This window comes from Alkalibacterium thalassium (assembly GCF_900101165.1).
In the GTDB taxonomy this organism is placed as follows: domain Bacteria; phylum Bacillota; class Bacilli; order Lactobacillales; family Carnobacteriaceae_A; genus Alkalibacterium; species Alkalibacterium indicireducens.
Genome location: NZ_FNFK01000014.1, coordinates 24,046 through 43,459 on the forward strand (window position 1 = coordinate 24,046; position 19,414 = coordinate 43,459).

General features: G+C 42.6%; 20 protein-coding genes. 13 read left to right on the forward strand and 7 right to left on the reverse strand.

Annotated features, from left to right (window positions below):
- The first annotated feature begins 32 nt into the window (after positions 1 to 32).
- A complete protein-coding gene (locus tag BLR76_RS04905; RefSeq protein WP_091266199.1) occupies positions 33 to 1,085 on the forward strand; it encodes an aldose epimerase family protein in 1,053 nt (350 codons plus the stop codon).
- Positions 1,086 to 1,124: 39 nt separating this feature from the next.
- Positions 1,125 to 2,114, forward strand: coding sequence for a LacI family DNA-binding transcriptional regulator (locus tag BLR76_RS04910; RefSeq protein ID WP_091266202.1), 990 nt, complete (start codon positions 1,125 to 1,127; stop codon positions 2,112 to 2,114).
- Positions 2,115 to 2,187: 73 nt separating this feature from the next.
- Here BLR76_RS04910 and BLR76_RS04915 read toward each other — a convergent pair whose 3' ends face one another.
- Positions 2,188 to 2,934 carry an NAD-dependent epimerase/dehydratase family protein gene (locus tag BLR76_RS04915; protein WP_091266204.1) on the reverse strand — a complete coding sequence of 249 codons (747 nt, stop codon included), beginning with the start codon at positions 2,932 to 2,934 and terminating at the stop codon, positions 2,188 to 2,190.
- Between the two features lie 92 nt (positions 2,935 to 3,026).
- Positions 3,027 to 3,218, reverse strand: coding sequence for a CsbD family protein (locus tag BLR76_RS04920; protein ID WP_091266205.1), 192 nt, complete (start codon positions 3,216 to 3,218; stop codon positions 3,027 to 3,029).
- A 168-nt stretch (positions 3,219 to 3,386) separates the two neighbouring features.
- Between BLR76_RS04920 and tsaB the strand changes: the two genes are divergently transcribed.
- Genes tsaB through tsaD form a run of 4 tightly spaced genes read left to right on the forward strand, consistent with a single transcriptional unit; the run spans position 3,387 to position 6,193 of the window.
- Positions 3,387 to 4,115, forward strand: coding sequence for a tRNA (adenosine(37)-N6)-threonylcarbamoyltransferase complex dimerization subunit type 1 TsaB (gene tsaB / locus BLR76_RS04925; protein ID WP_091266208.1), 729 nt, complete (start codon positions 3,387 to 3,389; stop codon positions 4,113 to 4,115).
- Positions 4,102 to 4,683 carry a ribosomal protein S18-alanine N-acetyltransferase gene (rimI, locus tag BLR76_RS04930; RefSeq protein WP_176759614.1) on the forward strand — a complete coding sequence of 194 codons (582 nt, stop codon included), beginning with the start codon at positions 4,102 to 4,104 and terminating at the stop codon, positions 4,681 to 4,683. Before tsaB ends, rimI (BLR76_RS04930) begins: the two co-directional genes overlap by 14 nt.
- 24 nt (positions 4,684 to 4,707) lie before the next feature.
- Complete coding sequence (gene rimI / locus BLR76_RS04935; RefSeq protein WP_091266212.1) at positions 4,708 to 5,193, forward strand: ribosomal protein S18-alanine N-acetyltransferase; 486 nt, start codon at positions 4,708 to 4,710, stop codon at positions 5,191 to 5,193.
- The gene (gene tsaD / locus BLR76_RS04940; RefSeq protein ID WP_091266215.1) at positions 5,183 to 6,193 is read left to right on the forward strand and encodes a tRNA (adenosine(37)-N6)-threonylcarbamoyltransferase complex transferase subunit TsaD; all 1,011 of its coding nucleotides are present in this window, start codon (positions 5,183 to 5,185) and stop codon (positions 6,191 to 6,193) included. The genes rimI (BLR76_RS04935) and tsaD overlap by 11 nt, the downstream gene beginning before the upstream one ends.
- A gap of 502 nt (positions 6,194 to 6,695) precedes the next feature.
- Here the strand turns inward: tsaD and BLR76_RS04945 are convergent.
- On the reverse strand, positions 6,696 to 7,142 hold the full coding sequence (locus BLR76_RS04945) for an Lrp/AsnC family transcriptional regulator (protein ID WP_091266218.1): 447 nt from the start codon (positions 7,140 to 7,142) through the stop codon (positions 6,696 to 6,698).
- A 54-nt stretch (positions 7,143 to 7,196) separates the two neighbouring features.
- Positions 7,197 to 9,158 carry an ABC-F family ATP-binding cassette domain-containing protein gene (locus BLR76_RS04950; protein ID WP_091266221.1) on the reverse strand — a complete coding sequence of 654 codons (1,962 nt, stop codon included), beginning with the start codon at positions 9,156 to 9,158 and terminating at the stop codon, positions 7,197 to 7,199.
- A gap of 363 nt (positions 9,159 to 9,521) precedes the next feature.
- Between BLR76_RS04950 and BLR76_RS04955 the strand changes: the two genes are divergently transcribed.
- Positions 9,522 to 10,217: a redox-sensing transcriptional repressor Rex gene (locus BLR76_RS04955; protein WP_091266226.1), complete on the forward strand. Its 696-nt coding sequence runs from the start codon at positions 9,522 to 9,524 to the stop codon at positions 10,215 to 10,217.
- A 54-nt stretch (positions 10,218 to 10,271) separates the two neighbouring features.
- On the opposite strand, the gene BLR76_RS04960 is transcribed toward BLR76_RS04955, so the two are convergent.
- Both BLR76_RS04960 and BLR76_RS04965 read right to left on the reverse strand, forming a co-directional pair.
- The gene (locus BLR76_RS04960) at positions 10,272 to 10,481 is read right to left on the reverse strand and encodes a DUF4305 domain-containing protein (RefSeq protein WP_091266229.1); all 210 of its coding nucleotides are present in this window, start codon (positions 10,479 to 10,481) and stop codon (positions 10,272 to 10,274) included.
- Positions 10,482 to 10,509: 28 nt separating this feature from the next.
- Complete coding sequence (locus BLR76_RS04965) at positions 10,510 to 11,172, reverse strand: CPBP family intramembrane glutamic endopeptidase (protein ID WP_176759615.1); 663 nt, start codon at positions 11,170 to 11,172, stop codon at positions 10,510 to 10,512.
- 244 nt (positions 11,173 to 11,416) lie between these two features.
- Here BLR76_RS04965 and groES point away from each other — a divergent pair, with 244 nt between their 5' ends.
- The 4 genes from groES (at position 11,417) to BLR76_RS04985 (ending at position 15,432) form a co-directional block, all read left to right on the forward strand.
- A complete protein-coding gene (gene groES / locus BLR76_RS04970; protein ID WP_091266237.1) occupies positions 11,417 to 11,701 on the forward strand; it encodes a co-chaperone GroES in 285 nt (94 codons plus the stop codon).
- 52 nt (positions 11,702 to 11,753) lie between these two features.
- Positions 11,754 to 13,379, forward strand: a complete 1,626-nt coding sequence (gene groL, locus BLR76_RS04975; RefSeq protein WP_091266240.1) for a chaperonin GroEL — start codon at positions 11,754 to 11,756, stop codon at positions 13,377 to 13,379.
- A 340-nt stretch (positions 13,380 to 13,719) separates the two neighbouring features.
- Complete coding sequence (locus BLR76_RS04980; RefSeq protein ID WP_091266242.1) at positions 13,720 to 14,634, forward strand: ketopantoate reductase family protein; 915 nt, start codon at positions 13,720 to 13,722, stop codon at positions 14,632 to 14,634.
- A gap of 15 nt (positions 14,635 to 14,649) precedes the next feature.
- Positions 14,650 to 15,432 carry a carbon-nitrogen family hydrolase gene (locus tag BLR76_RS04985; RefSeq protein WP_218121397.1) on the forward strand — a complete coding sequence of 261 codons (783 nt, stop codon included), beginning with the start codon at positions 14,650 to 14,652 and terminating at the stop codon, positions 15,430 to 15,432.
- 325 nt (positions 15,433 to 15,757) lie between these two features.
- Here BLR76_RS04985 and BLR76_RS04990 read toward each other — a convergent pair whose 3' ends face one another.
- Positions 15,758 to 16,435 (reverse strand): CAP domain-containing protein, encoded by a 678-nt coding sequence (locus BLR76_RS04990; RefSeq protein WP_091266245.1) that lies wholly within the window; start codon positions 16,433 to 16,435, stop codon positions 15,758 to 15,760.
- A gap of 181 nt (positions 16,436 to 16,616) precedes the next feature.
- On the opposite strand from BLR76_RS04990, the gene BLR76_RS04995 reads away from it, so the two are divergent.
- Together BLR76_RS04995 and BLR76_RS05000 are read left to right on the forward strand one after the other, a co-directional pair.
- Positions 16,617 to 18,032, forward strand: coding sequence for an MATE family efflux transporter (locus tag BLR76_RS04995; RefSeq protein ID WP_091266248.1), 1,416 nt, complete (start codon positions 16,617 to 16,619; stop codon positions 18,030 to 18,032).
- 317 nt (positions 18,033 to 18,349) lie between these two features.
- Complete coding sequence (locus BLR76_RS05000) at positions 18,350 to 19,018, forward strand: glycosyltransferase family 32 protein (RefSeq protein ID WP_342706583.1); 669 nt, start codon at positions 18,350 to 18,352, stop codon at positions 19,016 to 19,018.
- Positions 19,019 to 19,414: the final 396 nt, after the last annotated feature.

Sequence of the window (19,414 nt, forward strand, 5' to 3'; positions counted from 1 at the left end):
ATTTAATCGGTAAACAAAAGGGAGGAAAGGATATGGAAATTACTAGTAAAAGTTTTGGAAAAGTTGATGGAGTAGACGTACTTGAATATACACTGACTAACAGTAAAGGGGTAGCAATCAGTGCCATGCCGTTCGGAGCCACACTGACTAAAATAGTCACACCGGATAAGAATGGAAACAGAGAGAATATCACGTTGAATGTGGAAAAACTTGAAGATTTTATTGCCTATCGTCCATTTTACGGTGCAACGATTGGAAGAGTTGCCGGTCGGATCACTAGAGGTCAGTTTACATTAAACGGGACCGATTATCAGCTGGACGTGAACGAAGGAGAAAATCTGCTCCACGGTGGACCAGAAGGTTTCGATACGAAATTATGGGAAGTCAGAACTGATGAAAGCGACACGCAGGCGAGTCTGATTTTTACATATGCCAGTCCTGCAGGGGAAAACAGATTCCCTGGAAATCTGTCAGTGACTGTCACGTATACATTAACTGAAGAAAATGAGTGGATTCTCGATTACCAGGCAGAGACAGATGAGCCAACGCTGTTCAATCCGACGAATCATGTCTACTTTAATTTGACTGGGGACATCAAAAAGTCGATTCTCGATCATCAGCTGATGCTTAACAGTGATTTTTATGCGCCACTTGGAGAAGAAAACCTGCCAAAAGGCGAGCTGGATAAGGTAGAAGGGACACCTTTCGACTTTACAGCATTCAAAGCGGTCAAAGAGGCTGTACTTGCTGACCATCCTCAGATTTCTCCTTTATCCGGGTTGGACCACCCATTTGTCTTAAGCGGAACAAGTGACGGACCGAAAGGGATTCTGTTTGATCCTGAATCAGGTAGAGAAGTAAAATTCTTTACAGACCGCAACAGTGTCGTCATCTTTACGCACAATGCAGTAGTAGACGACTTTGAAATTCAGGGCGAACCCGCTGGTCAATATGCTGGAATCACTCTGGAAACTCAGACACTTCCCGATGCCGTCAATCAGCCCGGATTCGGCAACATCATTTTACGACCCGGTGAGACATTTACTTCACAGACAACTTATCAGTTTACTGTAAGAGCAGACTGATACATTTGATCAGGAATCTATTATTTTAGGAGGGAAGGGATGGCAACACTTAAAGACATTGCCAAAAAAGCTGGTGTATCAACTTCTACTGTATCCCGAGTGCTTAATTATGATCCGACCTTGTCTGTGGGCGAAGAAACAAAAAAGCGGATATTCGAAGCGGCAGAAGCTTTGGAATACCGAAGTCACAAGAAAGTATGGACTAGAAAAAAAGGGACAATCGCCATTGTCAACTGGGTCAGTGAGTCAGAAGAACTGAACGATCTCTATTACATGTCGATCCGAATAAGTGCTGAAAAAAAAGCCCAGGAGCTTGGCTATGACTTCATACGATTATATGATCAGGATGAGCTGATCGATCAGGACAATCTGGCTGGTATATTGGCTATTGGGAAATACAGTCAGCATCAGGTAAAGCAGCTTCAGGATAAAGAGCTTCCTTTGTGTTTTGTTGATTTCAAGCCTCAGGGGGATGTTGACTGTGTATTGGTCAATTTCAAAGATGCTATCAGGCGAAACATCGATTACCTCATCGAGCAGGGGCATAAACGTATCGGCTTCATCGGAGGGGAAGAATCCTTCAGTGACGGTACGGGGAATTGGATCGACCCTCGTGAAAAGACGATGAAAGAATATCTGAAGCGCAAGCGGCTTTATTCATCTGATTATTTCCAGGTGGGTGAATTCCGAGTGGAAGATGGCAGGAAGAATATGCTGAAGATACTGGATCAGCTAAATAAAAACGAGCGGCCTACTGCGTTTGTGGCAGCAAATGATGCAATAGCAATTGGCTGCCTGAAGGCTTTATATGAGAAAAATATCAAGGTGCCGGAGGACATGAGTCTTATCGGTTTCAACGACATCTCTACAGCAAAATACATTACCCCATCCCTGACTACAGTTAAGGTGTATACCGAAGAAATGGGAAGCAGCGGGATACAGCTGCTGCATGAACGGATACAGGATGGACGTGATGTTACGAAGACTGTCATCACCTCAACGAAACTGATTGTCCGGGAGAGTACGTAACGAGTATTGACTATGTGAATTAGAAAAGACCTGCTCATTAGGAAGCAGGTCTTTTCTAATAGATGGAAATGGGTTATCGTTTATTTAGAATAGCAAAAGCATCATCTTGAGGAGTATAGCCCAATTTTACTCGTGCAGAATCGATATCCAGTCTCGGGAAGGCATTGTTGGATACCCCGTTGACCAGCAGATAGGGTTCCTCCAGTTCAGCTTTCAGACAGCAGTCGATCAGATGGTTCATATCACGAGCCGAGAAGTACGTGCCCATTGAATAAAAGTCTGCATCAGGATCCAGCTCACTTTCATCATCTTTGTAATCCCCAATTCGAACCCCAATCGACTCGATCCCTTTTTTATAGGCATAATAACTGGCCAGTGCTTCGAGATAGGCTTTGGATACGCCATACAAGTCATCGGGCCTGACCTGGTCCGTTGTTTTTACCTGAACGTTGTGCGGATAGGCATCACTTGCATGAATCGAACTAGCAAAAATAATTCGTTTCAAAGAAGAAGATTTCTCAGCCTGTTTATATAAATTCTGAGGAAGCACATAGTTCAGATCCACTAGTTCATCATAAAAATCTGCGTCCGGATCAGGGTTTCCTGCCAGTTGAATCACATATTCAACACCGTCCAGTGCATCCTCCCACTTGTCGATCTTGGACAAGTCAGCTTCTACTAGCTTAGCCCCGTCTTTCAGTTCTTCAGGAAAATCAGAAAAATCGATGTCCGCCAGTACTAGATCATGCGACTCTTTTAAATGTTTTGTCAGGTTCGTTCCAATCAGACCTGTTGCACCTGTAATCAGTATTTTGCTCATATATAATCTCCTCCCAGTTCGTGTAGGATATAAGTAAATCCAGCCTCAGTCATTGAGAACCGAAGCTGGACAAGAATTTTAATCGGCAACAATCAGTCTCTGTTGTGGTCTTCCTTAGCGTCCCCTACTGCATCATGAACATGTCCTTTAGCTTTCTGAGCTTTTCCTTCGGCCTGCTTTCCTTTATCGTCAGTCGCATCACCAAAAGAGTCCTTTATTCCACCTACTATTTTATCCTTAGCTCCTTTAGCCTTATGTTTCAAACTGTCTTTATTTTCATCCATCTGCTTCTCCACCTTTCAATTAAGATCATCTTTCACATTTCAATTTTATTGTAAGGACTATGTACAAATAATTCAAAAGAAACGATTTGTCACATACTGATTCGTTTCTCAAGACACATAAAATATGCTAAACTAAATTTAAATAGATAGGGATTGAGGAGCTGTAGCATGAAAACTCTCGGGATTGATACGTCCAACCAGGTCATGTCTGTTGCATTGACTGATGGAACTGAACTGGTTTTGGAAAAGACAGTAAATATTAAAAGAAATCATAGTGTTCAACTGATGCCGGCCATAGAAGAGCTGGTCAGCGAAGCAGGATGGAAACCAAAGGACATTGAACGAGTGGTCGTCGCCAGAGGCCCGGGTTCATATACAGGAGTAAGAATAGGAGTGACCGTCGCAAAGACACTGGCTTATAGTCTGAATGCCGAGCTCGTTGGTCTTTCCAGTCTGCATATTCTGGCAGGGAATGGTGAGAGAGTTCCCGACAGCTTTATCGTTCCTGTATTCGATGCAAGAAGAGGAAACATCTATACAGGGCTATATAAATATGAAAACACTGGGTTCTCTGCAGTAGAAAACGACACTCATATCTCTGCGGAAAGCTGGGCGGCCTATCTGAGTACGTTGGAAGGAACGGTCCAGCTGGTCGGACAGGATGCTGCCCGTCATTTTAAAACATTCAAGTCAAAGCTTGGCGACCGTCTCATTACACTCCCCTCCAGTCGTCACTATCCTAGAGCGAGTGTAGCAATTGAACTCGGCCAATATCATCAACCTGAACCGGCCCATTTATTTGAACCCGAATACCTGAAACGCGCTGAAGCCGAACAAAACTGGATGGATGCCCATCCTGAACATGCCCAAGGAGGCGGGTGGATTGAGAAACTTTAAAGACTGGTTTTCCGACAGAGTTACAAAGACGACGACACGGACATTCGTTCCAATAGCTGCACGAATCAGACTGGATCAGCCTTTCTATCCACTTTCTGATGAACGGTTTTTAAGCAGCCGAATTGCAAAAGAAGAGGATGTCAACAGTATTCTCACGATTGAAAAAAGGTGCTACAACGGACAGACACCATGGAACAGGTCGGCGATCCTACACGAAATAAGGTACAATAAAAATGCTTTTTACATTGTAGTCTATGAAGAGGAAGAAGCCGTCGCGTTTGTTGGAGCCTGGGTCGTTGGACAGGAAGCACATATTACAAACATCGCAACTGTCCCTGATTATCAGAACAAAGGAATCGCGACGTATTTACTGAGAGAGATAATCAAGATCGCGGAAAAAGAAGAGATTTCAGAGGTTACTCTGGAAGTAAGAGTCTCTAATGAGACAGCACAGAGTCTTTATACCACGCTTGGATTTGAAAAAGGTCGAATAAAGAAAAATTACTATGCTAACGATCATGAAGATGCGCTGGAAATGAGCTTTAGAATCAAGCAGTTAACAGATTAACAGAAATAGAAAGAGGCACCGCTTATGAAAAACAGAAAGGTCAGGGTCCGTCTTTATCAGCCAGATGAAGAATTGGGGCATGACTTCTATAGACTAGCAGAAGAGGCATTTGCCCATGGGTCACCTTGGACAGAAGAAGAGTATGAACAAACTGTAACCCGATCTGACCTGACATTTTTCATAGCGGAAATTGAGGAACAGCCAGTGGGTTATGTCGGTGGGAAGATTATTCTTGATGAAGCTGAAGTTTACTCTATTGCAGTAGAACCAGCCTTTCAGAATCAGAGAGTAGCATCTCAATTGATTGAAGCCTATAAAACACACTGCCGCGCAAATGGGGTTAAGATTCTTTTTCTCGAAGTCAGAGAATCTAATTTTACAGCCCGGAATTTTTATGTCGCCCATCAGTTCAAGGAAATCTCCAGGAGAAAAGGATACTATAATGAACCTGAAGAAGATGCAATAATTATGATATGTGATATTAGAAAGAAGGAAAAAGATGACGAATAAGCTGATATTAGCTATTGAAACAAGTTGTGACGAAACGAGTGCAGCAGTGATTAAGAATGGAGACACGATCCTGTCAAACATCGTCGCCTCACAAATTAAAAGCCATCAGCGCTTCGGAGGGGTCGTCCCGGAAATTGCCAGCCGCCACCACGTGGAGCAGATTACGTTGATTATAGAAGAAGCAATGAAAGAGGCCGGCGTGTCTTATGCGGATCTTGATGCAGTAGCTGTAACAGAAGGCCCGGGACTGGTCGGTGCGCTGCTGATTGGTGTCAATGCAGCAAAAGCGATCGCGTTTGCTCATAACCTTCCACTGATTGCAGTCAACCATATTAAAGGACATATTTTTGCAAACCAGCTGGTATCCAGCCTGACTTTCCCTCTGTTGTCCCTGGTTGTGAGCGGGGGGCATACTGAGTTGATTTATATGTCTGGACCGGACTCATTTGAAATTGTTGGAGAAACACGTGATGATGCCGCAGGAGAAGCCTACGATAAAATTGGGCGGGTGATAGGTGTGCCATATCCTGGAGGCAAGCATATAGATGAAATGGCCCATCTGGGAGAAGATACCTATGACTTTCCCCGAGCGATGATTCAGGAAGACAATTACGATTTCAGTTTCAGCGGGCTGAAAAGCTCATTTATTAATACCGTCCATAATGCCCGACAAAAGGGAGAAGAAATGGACGCGAATGATCTGGCTGCAAGTTTTCAGTCGGCAGTAGTAGAGGTTCTAGTCGATAAGACAATACGAGCGGCGAAGGATAAAAAGGTAAAACAGCTTATTCTGGCCGGAGGTGTTGCGGCCAATAAAGGTCTGCGCACATCACTGGAAGAAGCTGTACGAAAGGAACTGCCAGGTGTCGAGCTGCTTATCCCACCTCTGAATTTATGTGGAGACAATGCGGCGATGATCGGCGCCGCAGCGTTCGTTCAGCTGGAAAAAGAGGAATATTCGGATTTTACGTTAAATGGACAGCCGGGCTTGTCAGTGTAACGATATCTGATTGGTACCGAGAAGCAATTTAATCAAAATGAATTTTGCACCGTTGAGTCAGCTGTTCTGACTCGACGGTTTTTTACTTATTTATTCTATTTTTAAGGGCTGCATAGGGAGTTTTTAATTAAGCAAATAAATTTTGCTACTTAGAGAAGGATATCTGAATGAATATGGTCTACTTTAGTAGATGCATAACCAACTATTGTCCACTGGCTGAGATGTAGAGTTTGAATGGGCATTTAATGCCCGACAATCGCCCACTCGTTGAGTCAGCAGCACTTGAGTGGTCGCATTGACCAATAGACTAGCAATCCGTTGTCATAAATTATAAATATCACCAGACTACTCTAGTTTGCTTAGTAAATTTCGGACTCCAGCACAGTTAGTACTCGTAGGGACAGAAAAAAGCAATGAGACCCCATCTTAAACAGATAGTCTCTCATTGCTTGTGTGATATGTGGCGTAAAACAGCTCTAGCTTCACTCTTTTTTCTTATGCCTTATTCATCAAAATCGTGTAGGGTCAGGCCTCTTGTTGGAACTGGAGTAGAAAATACGATCTGTGTATAGGTCTTACCGAACTGCTGCAGGTTGTTGATGAAATCATCCAGTTCTGTAGTTGTTGGATAGGATACTTTGATAAGCATCGAGAACTCGCCAGTTACACAGTTGCACTCTAGTACATTAGGCACTTGTTCGATATAAGGGTAGAAATCCTTCTTCTGGTTCGGGCTTAAGTCAAGCTGAATGAATGCTTGTATGTGATAGCCGAGTTTTTTTAAATTGACTCGAGTCATGTATTTATCGATAAATCCTTCTTTTTCCAGCTTAGCTATCCGATTAGAAATAGCAGGGGAGGAAAGATAGGTCTCGCTAGCTATTTCTTTTAAAGATGCGCGGGCGTTTTCCTGAAGAATCTGCAGTATTTTCAAATCCATTTGATCCATATTCGTATCCTCTTTTCTGCAGCTGAGACTAGTTAAGGTGTCTTTTTATCTGTTTTACAAGTTTTCCAATGTATCATGCAGTGTTTCCCATTCAATCAGCAGATTTTCCTGCTTACTGGAAAGGTCATCATTTTCCTTAGATAACCGTTCTGTTTTGGAACTGTCAGAAAAAGTTTCAGGCTGACTGAGTTCGTGCTGAATATTCAGCAGTGCAGCCTCCAAATCTTCGAGCTCCTTTTCGATTCGCTCAATTTCTCTAGTGAGTTTCCGCTCCTTTTTCTGACGCTCTTTCTGTGCTTCAAATGACAGTTTGGCGGTCTGGTCGGAGGTGCTATCTAAAGAGTGAGAACCAGTCGTGTCAGTAAGGTCACTTGAAGAATCGATGGACTCAATTGCCTCAAGTTCAGCCTTTTTCTGTAGGTAATAATCATAATCCCCCAGATAAAGTGTAGCTCCATCTTCTGACAGCTCAATGACTTTTGTAGCCAGCCTGTTGATGAAGTAGCGGTCATGAGAGACGAACAGCAATGTGCCTTCAAAATCGATCAGAGCATTCTCAAGTACTTCCTTTGAATCAATGTCCAGGTGGTTAGTCGGCTCATCAAGTAAGAGCGTATTGTTTTTTTCGAGAGCCAGTTTTGCCAGAGCAACTCTGGCTTTCTCGCCACCGCTTAAAGAAAAAATGGATTTATCGACGTCTTCCCCGCTGAATAGAAAGGAGCCCAGCAAGGTTCGCACAGATTGCTCAGACAGCAGTGGATGGTCATCCCAGACCTCATCCAGTACAGACTTCTTGTCATTTAAAGTCGTCTGTTCTTGATCGTAATACCCCATATCGACTTTCGTTCCATACTTGATCTCTCCACTGATCGACGGAATCAGTTTATAAAGTGTCTTCAGGAGAGTAGTTTTACCTACCCCATTAGGACCTACCACTGCAATGGAATCTTCCTTGCGGATATCGAGATTGATATGTTCGGACAATGGAATCGAATCGTATCCGATTGCTAGATCAGCCGTCTGAAGCACAACCTGACCAGAAGTCCGTTCGGGAATGAACTGGAAATGCGCACTTTTTTCATCACCTTGAGGCTTGTCCAGTGGATCCATCTTTTCGAGCTGCTTCCTTCTGGCCTGGGCTCTTTTCGTTGTAGAGGCACGGACCAGGTTGCGGTTCACAAAGTCTTCCAGTTTAGCCATTTTCTTCTGCTGCTTCTCGAAGACTTTCCATTCACGCTTGATTTTTTCAGCTTTCTGTTTCAGATAATTTGAATAGTTTCCCGGGTAATTTTCTACAGAGCCCCGGCTGACTTCGTATATATTTTTGACGACTTTATCCAGAAAATACCGATCATGGGAAACAATGAGAAGAGCCTTGGAATAATTCTGTAGGTAACTTTCCAGCCATGATAATGTGTCTATATCCAAATGGTTGGTCGGCTCATCTAAAATAAGCAGATCCTTTTTCTCAAGAAGGAGTTTGGCCAGAGCCAGTCGGGTTTTCTGCCCCCCTGATAAATTCGATATAGGGGTATCGTAATCTTCCGGATAATATCTAAAGCCGTGAAGTACTGAACGAATCTCGCTTTCGATGCCATACCCGTTATGTTCCCTGAATGACTGCTGCAGGAAATCATACCTGGACAGGAGATCTGTATAGGTGTCTGACTGTTTGTCGAGAGATTCATCACTCAACTGCTGCTCGATAGCATGCATCTCTCTTTCGATCTGCTTGATGGGTTCAGTCAGTTTTTCCATCTCTTCCCAGATAGTCAGGTCAGATTCCAGACCGGTGTGCTGGTCAAGGTAGCCGATGATGCAGTCTTTTTTTCTATGAACAAACCCTTCATCCGGTTCTTCTCTTCCGGAAAGGATATTGAGAAGGGTCGTTTTACCGGCACCGTTTCTGCCCACCAGACCGATTCGGGCGTTTTCCTTTATTTCCATGCTGACATTATCGAAAAGAGTTTCAGCACCGAAATGTCTTGCTATTTTTTGCGTGTGTAAAAGTATCATATTATTCCTCATTTTCTAACCTAGTCATCTGTCAATATCTAACAGTTTAGCATACAGGGGGAGGAATAGACTAGTCTAATTGAAAAAACTGCAAGGTTCAGAAATAGGACATTTAGGCATGTTCCTTTTTTTACAATCTCCAAAACTTGTTCAATAATAAACGATTTAATAATGAATTTTATTGAAATATTTAACAAATTTAAACCCTATATGCTTTATTTTACAGGGATTAGTGGTATAATATAGAATGGTATCTCATGTAAGTTTGTGAATACACAAGGTAAGATAAGATATCCCTTTGGAAAAGTTTGATAAGATCCAGAGAAGCTGTTTATTAAATGAATTGAGACGAGGAGAATGACAATGGCTGATAAGAAAATCCCGAAAGCTACTGCACGCAGACTGCCATTATACTACCGCTACTTGCGTTTCCTACACGAGGCAGGTAAAGAACGTGTGTCATCAGCTAAATTAAGTGAAGCAGTTAAAGTGGATAGTGCAACGATCAGACGCGATTTCTCGTATTTCGGTGCTTTAGGTAAAAGAGGCTACGGGTACGATGTAGAAGCTTTAATGAATTTTTTCAGTAAAACACTGAACCAGGACCGCTTGACCAATGTTGCATTGATTGGTGTGGGTAACCTTGGACAAGCCTTATTAAACTACAATTTTCGCAGAAACAACAATATCCGTATCAGTGCCGGATTTGATGTGAAAGATGACCTGATTGGAACGATCCACCAGGGCGTACCTATCTACGACATCAATGAAATGGTCGATCAGCTTGAAATGCAGCAGATCGATGTAGCGATTTTAACAGTACCTTCTGAAATAGCCCAGGAGATGGCGGATAAGCTGGTAAAAGGTGGAGTCAGAGGTATTATGAACTTCACCCCAATACGTGTGACTGTACCGAAAGAAGTCAGAGTACACAACGTTGACCTGACCAATGAACTGCAGACGCTGATATACTTCATCAATTACTATCAGGACTTTGGTCAGAATACTGAACCTGAAGAAGATGACAATCCTTTAAACGACCTATTTTACAATGATTAAAAAAAGATCTTCAAAGCAGACCTTGATCTGGTCCGTAAGCTTTGAAGATCTTTTTTATTTGCTGTTATTTTTGCTTTTTTTAATACGTAGATATGCTGCAGCCATCCTCGTACCCTGAACAAAGTCTTTTGTAGCGAAGAGAGCAAACAAGAAGGAGAAGAATCCCCATCCACTGCTGGCGACTGAATCGATCGTAAAGAACATGAACAGCAGGAAGAAAATATACTTAAAGGCAATCTGAAACATGATTTGTTTTTCTGTCATTATAAATCCTTTCTAAACTACTTGTTTTTTAAGAAAAGTACAAGTTGATCAGCACAGCTGCCACATTCATTAGACAATGTGCTAGAATTGGTGTCCATATGTTTTTAGTCTTGAAGTAAAGCCAGGCAAAAACCAGTCCCATTGATGAGTACACTAGGAGCAGACCGTCAAAGTGAATTAATGCAAAGAGCAGTGAACTGATGACTGCAGCTCCGATGCCGCCAATCCGATCAATCAGAAGACCAAACATTGCCTTTCTGAAAACAAATTCTTCCATTACTGGCCCTGCTATTCCAACTAGGAGAAGAAACAACGGATAATTTCTGACGACTTCCATTATAAACTGAGTGTTTTCTGACTCCATAGAAGAGCCTAGAAAGTTTACTTCTATAATGCTTGCGAAAGTCTGCACGACTATTGCAATAAACATCCCTATCAGTCCCCATAGAAGAATGATGGCGGTATTATTACTGAATCGTTCTTCAAACTCAAACTTCATCTGCTGTCTTCTTTCGATCACGATCATACCGATGGCACCTAATGAAAACAGGACCATGGATGGAAGGAGAAATCCGACAATCCCTGTATCTTCTGGTAAGACAAGAGGGATCACAGCAGAAACAAGCTGTACGGCAAGAAACAGGCTGATCATGTTAATAGCCGCTTTTTTATTAGTATCATTAACTGACATGTTGTTCATCCTTTAATTGGTATTCCCACAATATATAGTAATTTAACACAAAAACCAGTCGTTTTCCACCGGGTAAATTTTTCAAAAAAATTCAAAAAAAAATTAAAGTTAGGACTTGCAAGAAATCACAGTTTTGAATATACTAGGTAATGTAGTTAGCACTCGGAGGTCGAGAGTGCTAACACTCACATCTCACTATATATTTAGTGAAAAATTAAAACTACTATTTTGGAGGGATTGCATCATGTTAAAACCTTTAGGAAATCGTGTACTTCTTGAAGTGAAGAAAGAAGAAGAGAAAACTGCAAGCGGATTAGTTTTACCTGATTCAGCAAAAGAGAAGCCGCAGTCAGCAGTGGTTGTAGCTGTTGGAGACGGAAAACTTCTTGATAACGGAAGCCGAGCTGACGTATCAGTTTCTGTCGGCGATCAGGTTATCTTTGAAAAGTATGCCGGTTCTGAAATCAAGTATGAAGGAACCGATTATCTAGTAGTTAAAGATACAGACATTATTGCAATCGTTGACTAATTTGAACCACTGATTCATTAAAAAAACTAATATTGAAGGAGCGGTTATTACCATGGCTAAAGAAATCAAATTTTCTGAAAATGCACGTGCAGCAATGCTGCGTGGCGTAGATAAACTTGCTGATACAGTTAAAGTGACATTGGGACCAAAAGGTAGAAATGTTATCTTGGACAAATCTTTCGGCGCACCTCAAATCACTAATGATGGGGTGACCATCGCAAAGGAAATTGAACTGGATGACAAATTCGAAAATATGGGTGCTCAGCTTGTTGCTGAAGTAGCAAGCAAAACAAACGATATCGCAGGTGACGGAACAACTACTGCGACTGTTCTAACCCAGGCAATCGTCAATGAAGGAATGAAAAACGTGACTGCAGGTGCTAACCCTGTAGGCATCCGTCGCGGAATCGAACTGGCAACTAAAAAGGCAGTCGAAGCTCTACATGACATCTCTACTAAAGTAGAAGACAAAGAGTCTATCGCGCAAATTGCTGCAATCTCATCTGGCGACGAAGAGATCGGTAAGCTGCTTGCAGATGCGATGGAACGTGTGGGAAGCGACGGCGTTATCACAATAGAGGAATCTCAAGGAATTGAAACTGAACTGGATGTTGTTGAAGGAATGCAGTTCGATCGCGGCTACCTGTCTCAGTACATGGTAACGGATAACGAGAAAATGGAAGCAAACTTGGATAATCCTTACATTCTGATTACAGACAAGAAGATTTCTTCAGTACAGGAAATCCTTCCTGTTCTTGAAAATATCATGCAGCAGAATCGTCCACTTCTGATCATTGCAGACGATATTGAAGGAGAAGCACTGCCTACACTTGTATTGAACAAGATTCGCGGAACGCTTAACGTAGTAGCTGTTAAAGCACCGGGATTCGGTGACCGTCGTAAAGGTATGCTGGAAGACATCGCTATTTTGACAAACGGAACAGTCATCACAAGTGATCTTGGGCTGGACCTTAAAGATGTGACGATCGATCAGCTGGGTACTGCAGGAAAAGTTGTAGTAACTAAAGACCACACAACTGTTGTTGAAGGTGCTGGCGAAAAAGAGAACATCGAACAGCGTGTGGCGATGCTTCGTGCTCAAGCTGAAGAAACAAACTCTGAATTCGACCGTGAAAAACTGCAGGAACGCATTGCTAAAATGGCAGGCGGCGTTGCAGTCATTAAAGTCGGAGCAGCGACTGAAACTGAAATTAAAGAACGTAAACTGCGTATCGAAGATGCATTGAATGCTGCACGTGCTGCAGTTGAAGAAGGTGTCATCGCCGGTGGTGGAACAGCTTATATCAACATTCTGGATAAACTGGAAACGATCGATCTTGAAGGTGACGAAGCAACTGGTGTGAAAATCGTCCTTCGTGCACTGGAAGAACCTGTTCGTCAGATCGCTTCAAATGCTGGTCTGGACGGAAGTGTTATTGTTGAACGTCTGAAACACGTTGAGCCTGGCATTGGATTCAATGCAGCAACAGGCGAAATGGTCAACATGGTACAAGCGGGTATCATCGACCCAACTAAAGTAACCCGTTCAGCGTTACAAAATGCAGCATCTGTTTCAGCGCTATTACTAACGACTGAAGCTGCTGTAGCAGAAATCCCATCTGAAAATGATGGACCTGCTGGTGGAATGGATCCAAGCGGAATGGGCGGCATGATGTAAGTAAAGTCAATAATCTGCTGTCGTGTCATCAGACACATAATGAAAGCACAGAAAGCAGGAAAAGCTTGAGAGTATCTCTCTGCTTTTCCTGCTTTTTTTTGCAGTACTTTTATAAACAGTATTCACTATAGGAACGTTTAAACTTTGAGGTTTGAATGACTCCCCTTGAGCTGGTACGTTAGATTGGCGCTTGTCTCATGAATCTCTGACCTAATGAAAAGACCATTTCGATCAGACCGGATAGACCTGTTACTGCGATCCGCTTAATTAAAGTCTGAATTAGTCTGATTGTATGATAAGATAGTAAAATAATTTACATGAGTATACGGGGAGATTTGTTATGAATGAGAAGACAGTTTCTATAGTTGGATTAGGGGCTCTGGGTGTGTTGTATGGACAGCACTTGTCAGAAGCTTTGGGAAAAGATCGTGTAAGAGTGATAGTAAATGAAGGAAGAAAGAAAAAATATGAAAGTGACGGAGTGACATTAAACGGTGTCCCGTGCGATTTCAATTACGTTTTAGAATCCGAAAAGAGTACACCTGCAGATCTGATCATAGTCTGCACGAAATCGCTGGCACTTGACAGCGCACTGAATTCTATGAAAAACCAAGTAGGAGAAGAGTCTACAATCCTATCGTTAATCAATGGAATTTCCAGCGAGGGTATCCTTGGGCGTGAGTTTGGTCATGAAAAAATTATTCCTACGGTAGCGATAGGAATGGATGCAACACGAGATGGTCAGGATGTCCGGTCCAAAGTAAAAGGCTGGCTCCAGATTGGAGTGGACAGTCCAGATAAACAGAAAAGACTGGATGCAGTTAAGTCGATCTTTGAGGAAGCTCAGTTTCCTTATGCAGTCGAGGAAGATATTACTTTGAAAATTTGGGAGAAGTTCATGATGAACGTTGGCGTAAACCAGGTGGTCATGGTCAACCAATCGAATTTTGGTGGTGTTCAAACAGGCGGGGAATATCATGAACAGGCGAGATCCGCTATGGATGAAGTAGTAAAGATTGCTCAAGCAGAGGGGATCAGTCTGGAGCACGAACATGTACAAAAGGCTTTCGACATTATAGACACCGTAGATTCGGATGGCATGCCCTCAATGAGACAGGATGGCCTGGCCAAGCGTCTGTCAGAAGTGGAGCTGTTTTCAGGAACTATTCTGAAAAAGGCCGAAGAGTCTGATCTGGATTGTCCAGTCAATCGTTATTTATATGAAGAAGTTCAGAAAATCGAAGCGGAGTACTAATGAGGAGGAAACAGTGTGAAGGTCAGTGCGATTCAAATGGATGTAGCATTTAATGATCCTGATAAATACAGGGACAGAATCAGTAAGTTGATTGAAGAAGCTGTGGAGTCTAGTAAGCCGGGTACCATCGTCCTTCCCGAAATGTGGAATGTATCATTCTTTCCTGACAATATGAGTGCTACTGCAGACGAGGAAGGGCATGACACCCAAAGTTTTCTGAGTAAATTGGCACGCAAGTATCAAATCAACATCGTCGGTGGCTCAGTTGCTGTCAAGAAAGATGGCGGCTACTACAACACAAGTTACAGCTTTGACAGGGAAGGGACTTTGGTGCATGCGTACGATAAAGTCCATCTCTTTTCACCTGCAGATGAGCATACTGTATTTGAATCAGGAAACAAGCTAGGTATCTTTGAATTGGATGGTGTAACAATAGGCGTTGCGACTTGTTATGATTTAAGGTTTGTAGAGTGGATAAGAATGATGGCTTTAAAAGAGGTAGAAATCTTATTTGTTCCTGCGGCCTGGCCCCACCCGAGATCAGAAGTTTGGCAGGCACTGCTTAAAGCTAGGGCAATCGAAAACCAGTTTTTTGTTGTGGGTGTAAATAGTGTCGGAAAAACAGATCAACTGTCGTTCTGCGGACACTCAACTATATATGATCCACTAGGACAAGTGCTGGCTGGCTCAGGAGAAGATGAATTAATACTGACAGCTGATCTTGATTTGTCACAACTGCGTACGGTACGGGATGATATTGGGGTCTTCAGAGACAGACGCCCTGATTTATATAAATAAGGTGGAAGCTGACTAGGCGCCAGCTGAAAGCATTGTAAGTAATGAGCAGTTATCGTTAAGGCGGATTCTCGGTGCTTTCACTTTATAATGCTTTTGGAACCAACTGAGTGTGTGAAAGCTTGTCTAGTGCATTGTAAGACGGGGATTAGAACCAACCCAATGAAGAAAACTTACCGAGTCACCCGCCCCATTCATCTAAACCAAAAATCAGAGCTTCAAAAAGGAAATAACCGTTGAGCCACGGACAGATCATCCACGACTCAACGGTTATTTCATATAAGCTGAGATTCTCTCCAGTCGTAAGTCATAATTCTTTAGAGAACACTTACTGTTGGGTTCCAAACAACTGTGTGGCGTAAAGATATTCACCATCATAGTGTACCCCGACTCCAATTTCTTCAAAATCAGGACGGATCATATTCTCATAATGTCCTTCACTTTCGACCCAGCCGTTAAAAATCAGTTCAGCCATTTCTTCATCACTCAGATAATGAGTGGCCATACCTAAGTTTTCACCGGCGACTCTGTAAGGGTAGTGAATGCCTTCCTCATCGAACACGGCAAACGCATCAGACCCGTCTGGTCGTGTATGAGAAAACAGTTCCTCTGTTTCGATTGCTCGAATGGTAGCTGCTGATCGAAGCATATCATTGCTGGTCAGAGTTCCGACTCCCTGCTCATCACGAAGTTCATTGACTAGACGGATGATAGTATTCTCGATAAGGTCCACATCGATATCATCAGCTTGATCACTGGAAACGGAAGGAGCTTCCAGTTCTTCGTCGTTAGAACTGGAATAGGGGAGAGTAAAGGAATTATTTATAAAAGGGGTCTGGTCAAATGACAGATCAAGGCGGTCAAAGTCTCCTGATGACGGAAGATAGCTGACGATGGTGTTCATCCAGTTTCCGACGGTCGTTCCATTAAGAATACCGGATGTGCCCAGCCAGAAGCCTACGATCAAGGTTATAGTCAGTACAAGCAGTTTTCTGATAAATGTCATAGTTTTCAACCTTTCTAGTCTAAAAGTATTGTATCAGAAAGCCAATTAACTAAAAAGAAAAAGTGTTTGATTTATTTATGAAAAAGCGGATGTTATTTGCTTCATTTTACTCAAGGTGTTTTGTATAATAGAGAAGTTACTTACAGAAGGTTAGTTATATGAAAATAGGAGCGTAGCGACCATGAAAAATATGAGTTCTGAACAAATGGGTACCATGCCCATAAATAAATTAGTCCTGACCTTGTCTCTCCCAATGATGCTGTCAATGTTTGTGCAATCCCTTTATAGTGCGATAGACAGCATGTTTGTTGCACAGATCAGTGAAGAAGCACTGGCTGCTCTTTCGCTTGCTTTTCCTGTGCAGATGCTTATGATTGCAATACAGATTGGCTCAGCCGTAGGGATGAATGCTGAACTGTCCAGACGTCTGGGAGAAGGGAAAAGAGGATTAGCAAGCGCAGCGGCCAACAATGGAGTATTTCTGTCTTTCTTCCATTACTTTATATTCCTCATTTTTGGTCTGTTCCTAGTCCGTCCATTTTTTGAAATGCAGACGGATAACGCGCAAATTATCGAGTATGGGATAGAGTATACATTTATTATTACTACTCTGTCGATCGGGAAGACGATGCAGATTATGTATGAACGAATCCTTCAGTCAACTGGACGGACATTTTATACTATGATTACCCAAGGGTCGGGGGCTATCTTGAACATTATTCTGGACCCTATACTAATTTTTGGACTTCTGGGTATGCCGGCTATGGGTGTGAGAGGTGCAGCCATTGCTACGGTTATCTCTCAGATGATTTCTGCGCTGATGGCGTTTGTCATAAATGCCAAAGTAAACTCAGATGTGGATATGGAATATAGAGGGTTTCGTCCTGATTTCAGCGTGATCAAGCGCATCTATTCAATTGGTGTCCCATCAATGGTAATGACCTCGATTACGTCAGTTGTTACTTTGATTTTCAACAATATTCTTCTGCAGTTCACATCTACAGCAGCCGCAGTTTATGGGGTCTATATCCGAGTCCAAGGCTTTGCTTTCATGCCGGTCTTCGGTTTGAATAACGGGATGATCCCTATCGTTTCATACAATTTTGGTGCTAAGAATAAAGAACGTCTGACTCAGGCTATTAGGGTATCCATAATGTATGGGATAGGAATCATGCTGCTTGGCACCTTAATTATTCAAGTCTTTCCTGACCAGCTGCTGGCATTATTTAATGCCTCTGGAGAAATGCTTGAGATCGGACGAGCAGCGCTGCGCATCATCAGCTTAAGTTTTGTGTTTGCGGGTGTCAGCATCATGCTTGCCTCAGTATTTCAGGCATTAGGCAATCCGATGTACAGTCTATGGATACAGGTCATCCGTCAGTTCATTGTCCTTGTACCCGTTGCCTATGCTCTGTCCTTAACAGGAGACGTTAATGCTGTATGGTGGTCAAAACTTATTTCAGAAAGCGTAACGATTGTACTGGCTTTAGTCACCATGCGCTATATTTACAATAAGAAAATTGAGCCATTGGACGAGCTGGACCTCGAATCTGGAAGACGGCCTCTGAAGAAACAGGTCGCAACAGGCAATCGATAACATAATTAGTCAACTCGTTACTAGTGAAATGGAGCTGCCGCAGGAAGGTTTCCTTTCTGATGGATTCTCCGGTTCAGTATATACGGGTTTTTCTATTGCCTGAAAAGCGGAATACAAGAAAAGAAGGATTTGCTGAAATCAGATAGTCTCAGATCCAGTCAGACAATAAGGAAAAACTTTCAAGAATTTGATTAAATTTTTCTCTTTAGTTTATAAAAATCATCAGTCAAACCGCTCTACACCAGTATCTTCATTCCTCCGATAGCTATTGATCGATTTTTCACTCTAATTTTTGTTAAACTGATAGAGAGTTCTCATTGAAATTTCATAAAACAATCAGCATAAAAGGAGAAGATAAAATGATTCCAAAGATTATACACTACGCTTGGTTCGGAGGAAATGAACTGGGTCTACTGGAAGAGAAGTGTCTGGCGAGCTGGAAACGTTATTGTCCTGACTGGGAAATCAAGAGGTGGGACGAATCAAATTTCAATCCTGAGGATCACGGTATTTACACACAGCAGGCTTATGAAAGAGAAGAATGGGCATTCGTTTCTGATGTAGCCCGTTTACATGCCTTGAAAGAATACGGTGGGGTATACTGTGACACGGATATGGAACTGATCAAGCCAATCGATAAATTCCGTAAATTTCCTGCTTTCTTTAGTTTTGAAATTGAAACTGAGATCTCAACCGGAATCATTGGAGCAGAACCGCATCATCCATTTATAGAAGAACTCTACGATGATTATGACGGAAGAGAATTCATTCTTCCAGATGGATCGCGAGATGATAAGACGAACGTCATCCGGATTACAGAAATCATGACGGAACGCGGACTGAAGCCTGACAATACCTATCAGGAAGTTGAAGGATGCACCATCTTTCCTAGAGAATATTTCTCTCCTAAAGATTACTGGACCAGAGAAATCGATTCTACTGAAAATACGCATGGGATTCATCAGTTTACTGGAAGCTGGTTATAATAAGAAAGCGAGCCGGGACCTTGGAGTTCCGGTTCTTTTTTCGTGCGCCCGGCATGGGCGACAACTTGGTGGTGAAAGTCCACTACAGACTTGGCAGTAGGAACTGTTAGCGAAAGTCAAGGGTGTCCGCCGTGAGGCGGAATCTGAAGGAAGACGGACGCAAATGCTTGCACTGACGAACAGAAACTTCATACAAAGGCTGAATCAGGACGGATGAGCTTGCCAAACAAAGTGAAGTCCGATACTGCCCGAATCCTGTACAGTAAATGGAGCAGTGACATGAGCAGAAGGTTGTCGTTCTTACCCGGGGAGGTCTCGTCAGCGCTTAGTAGTAACAACGAATGGCGAGAAGTCAGCCAATTTTTTGTGACGAGTAATCGCAGGAACAGAGGTCAT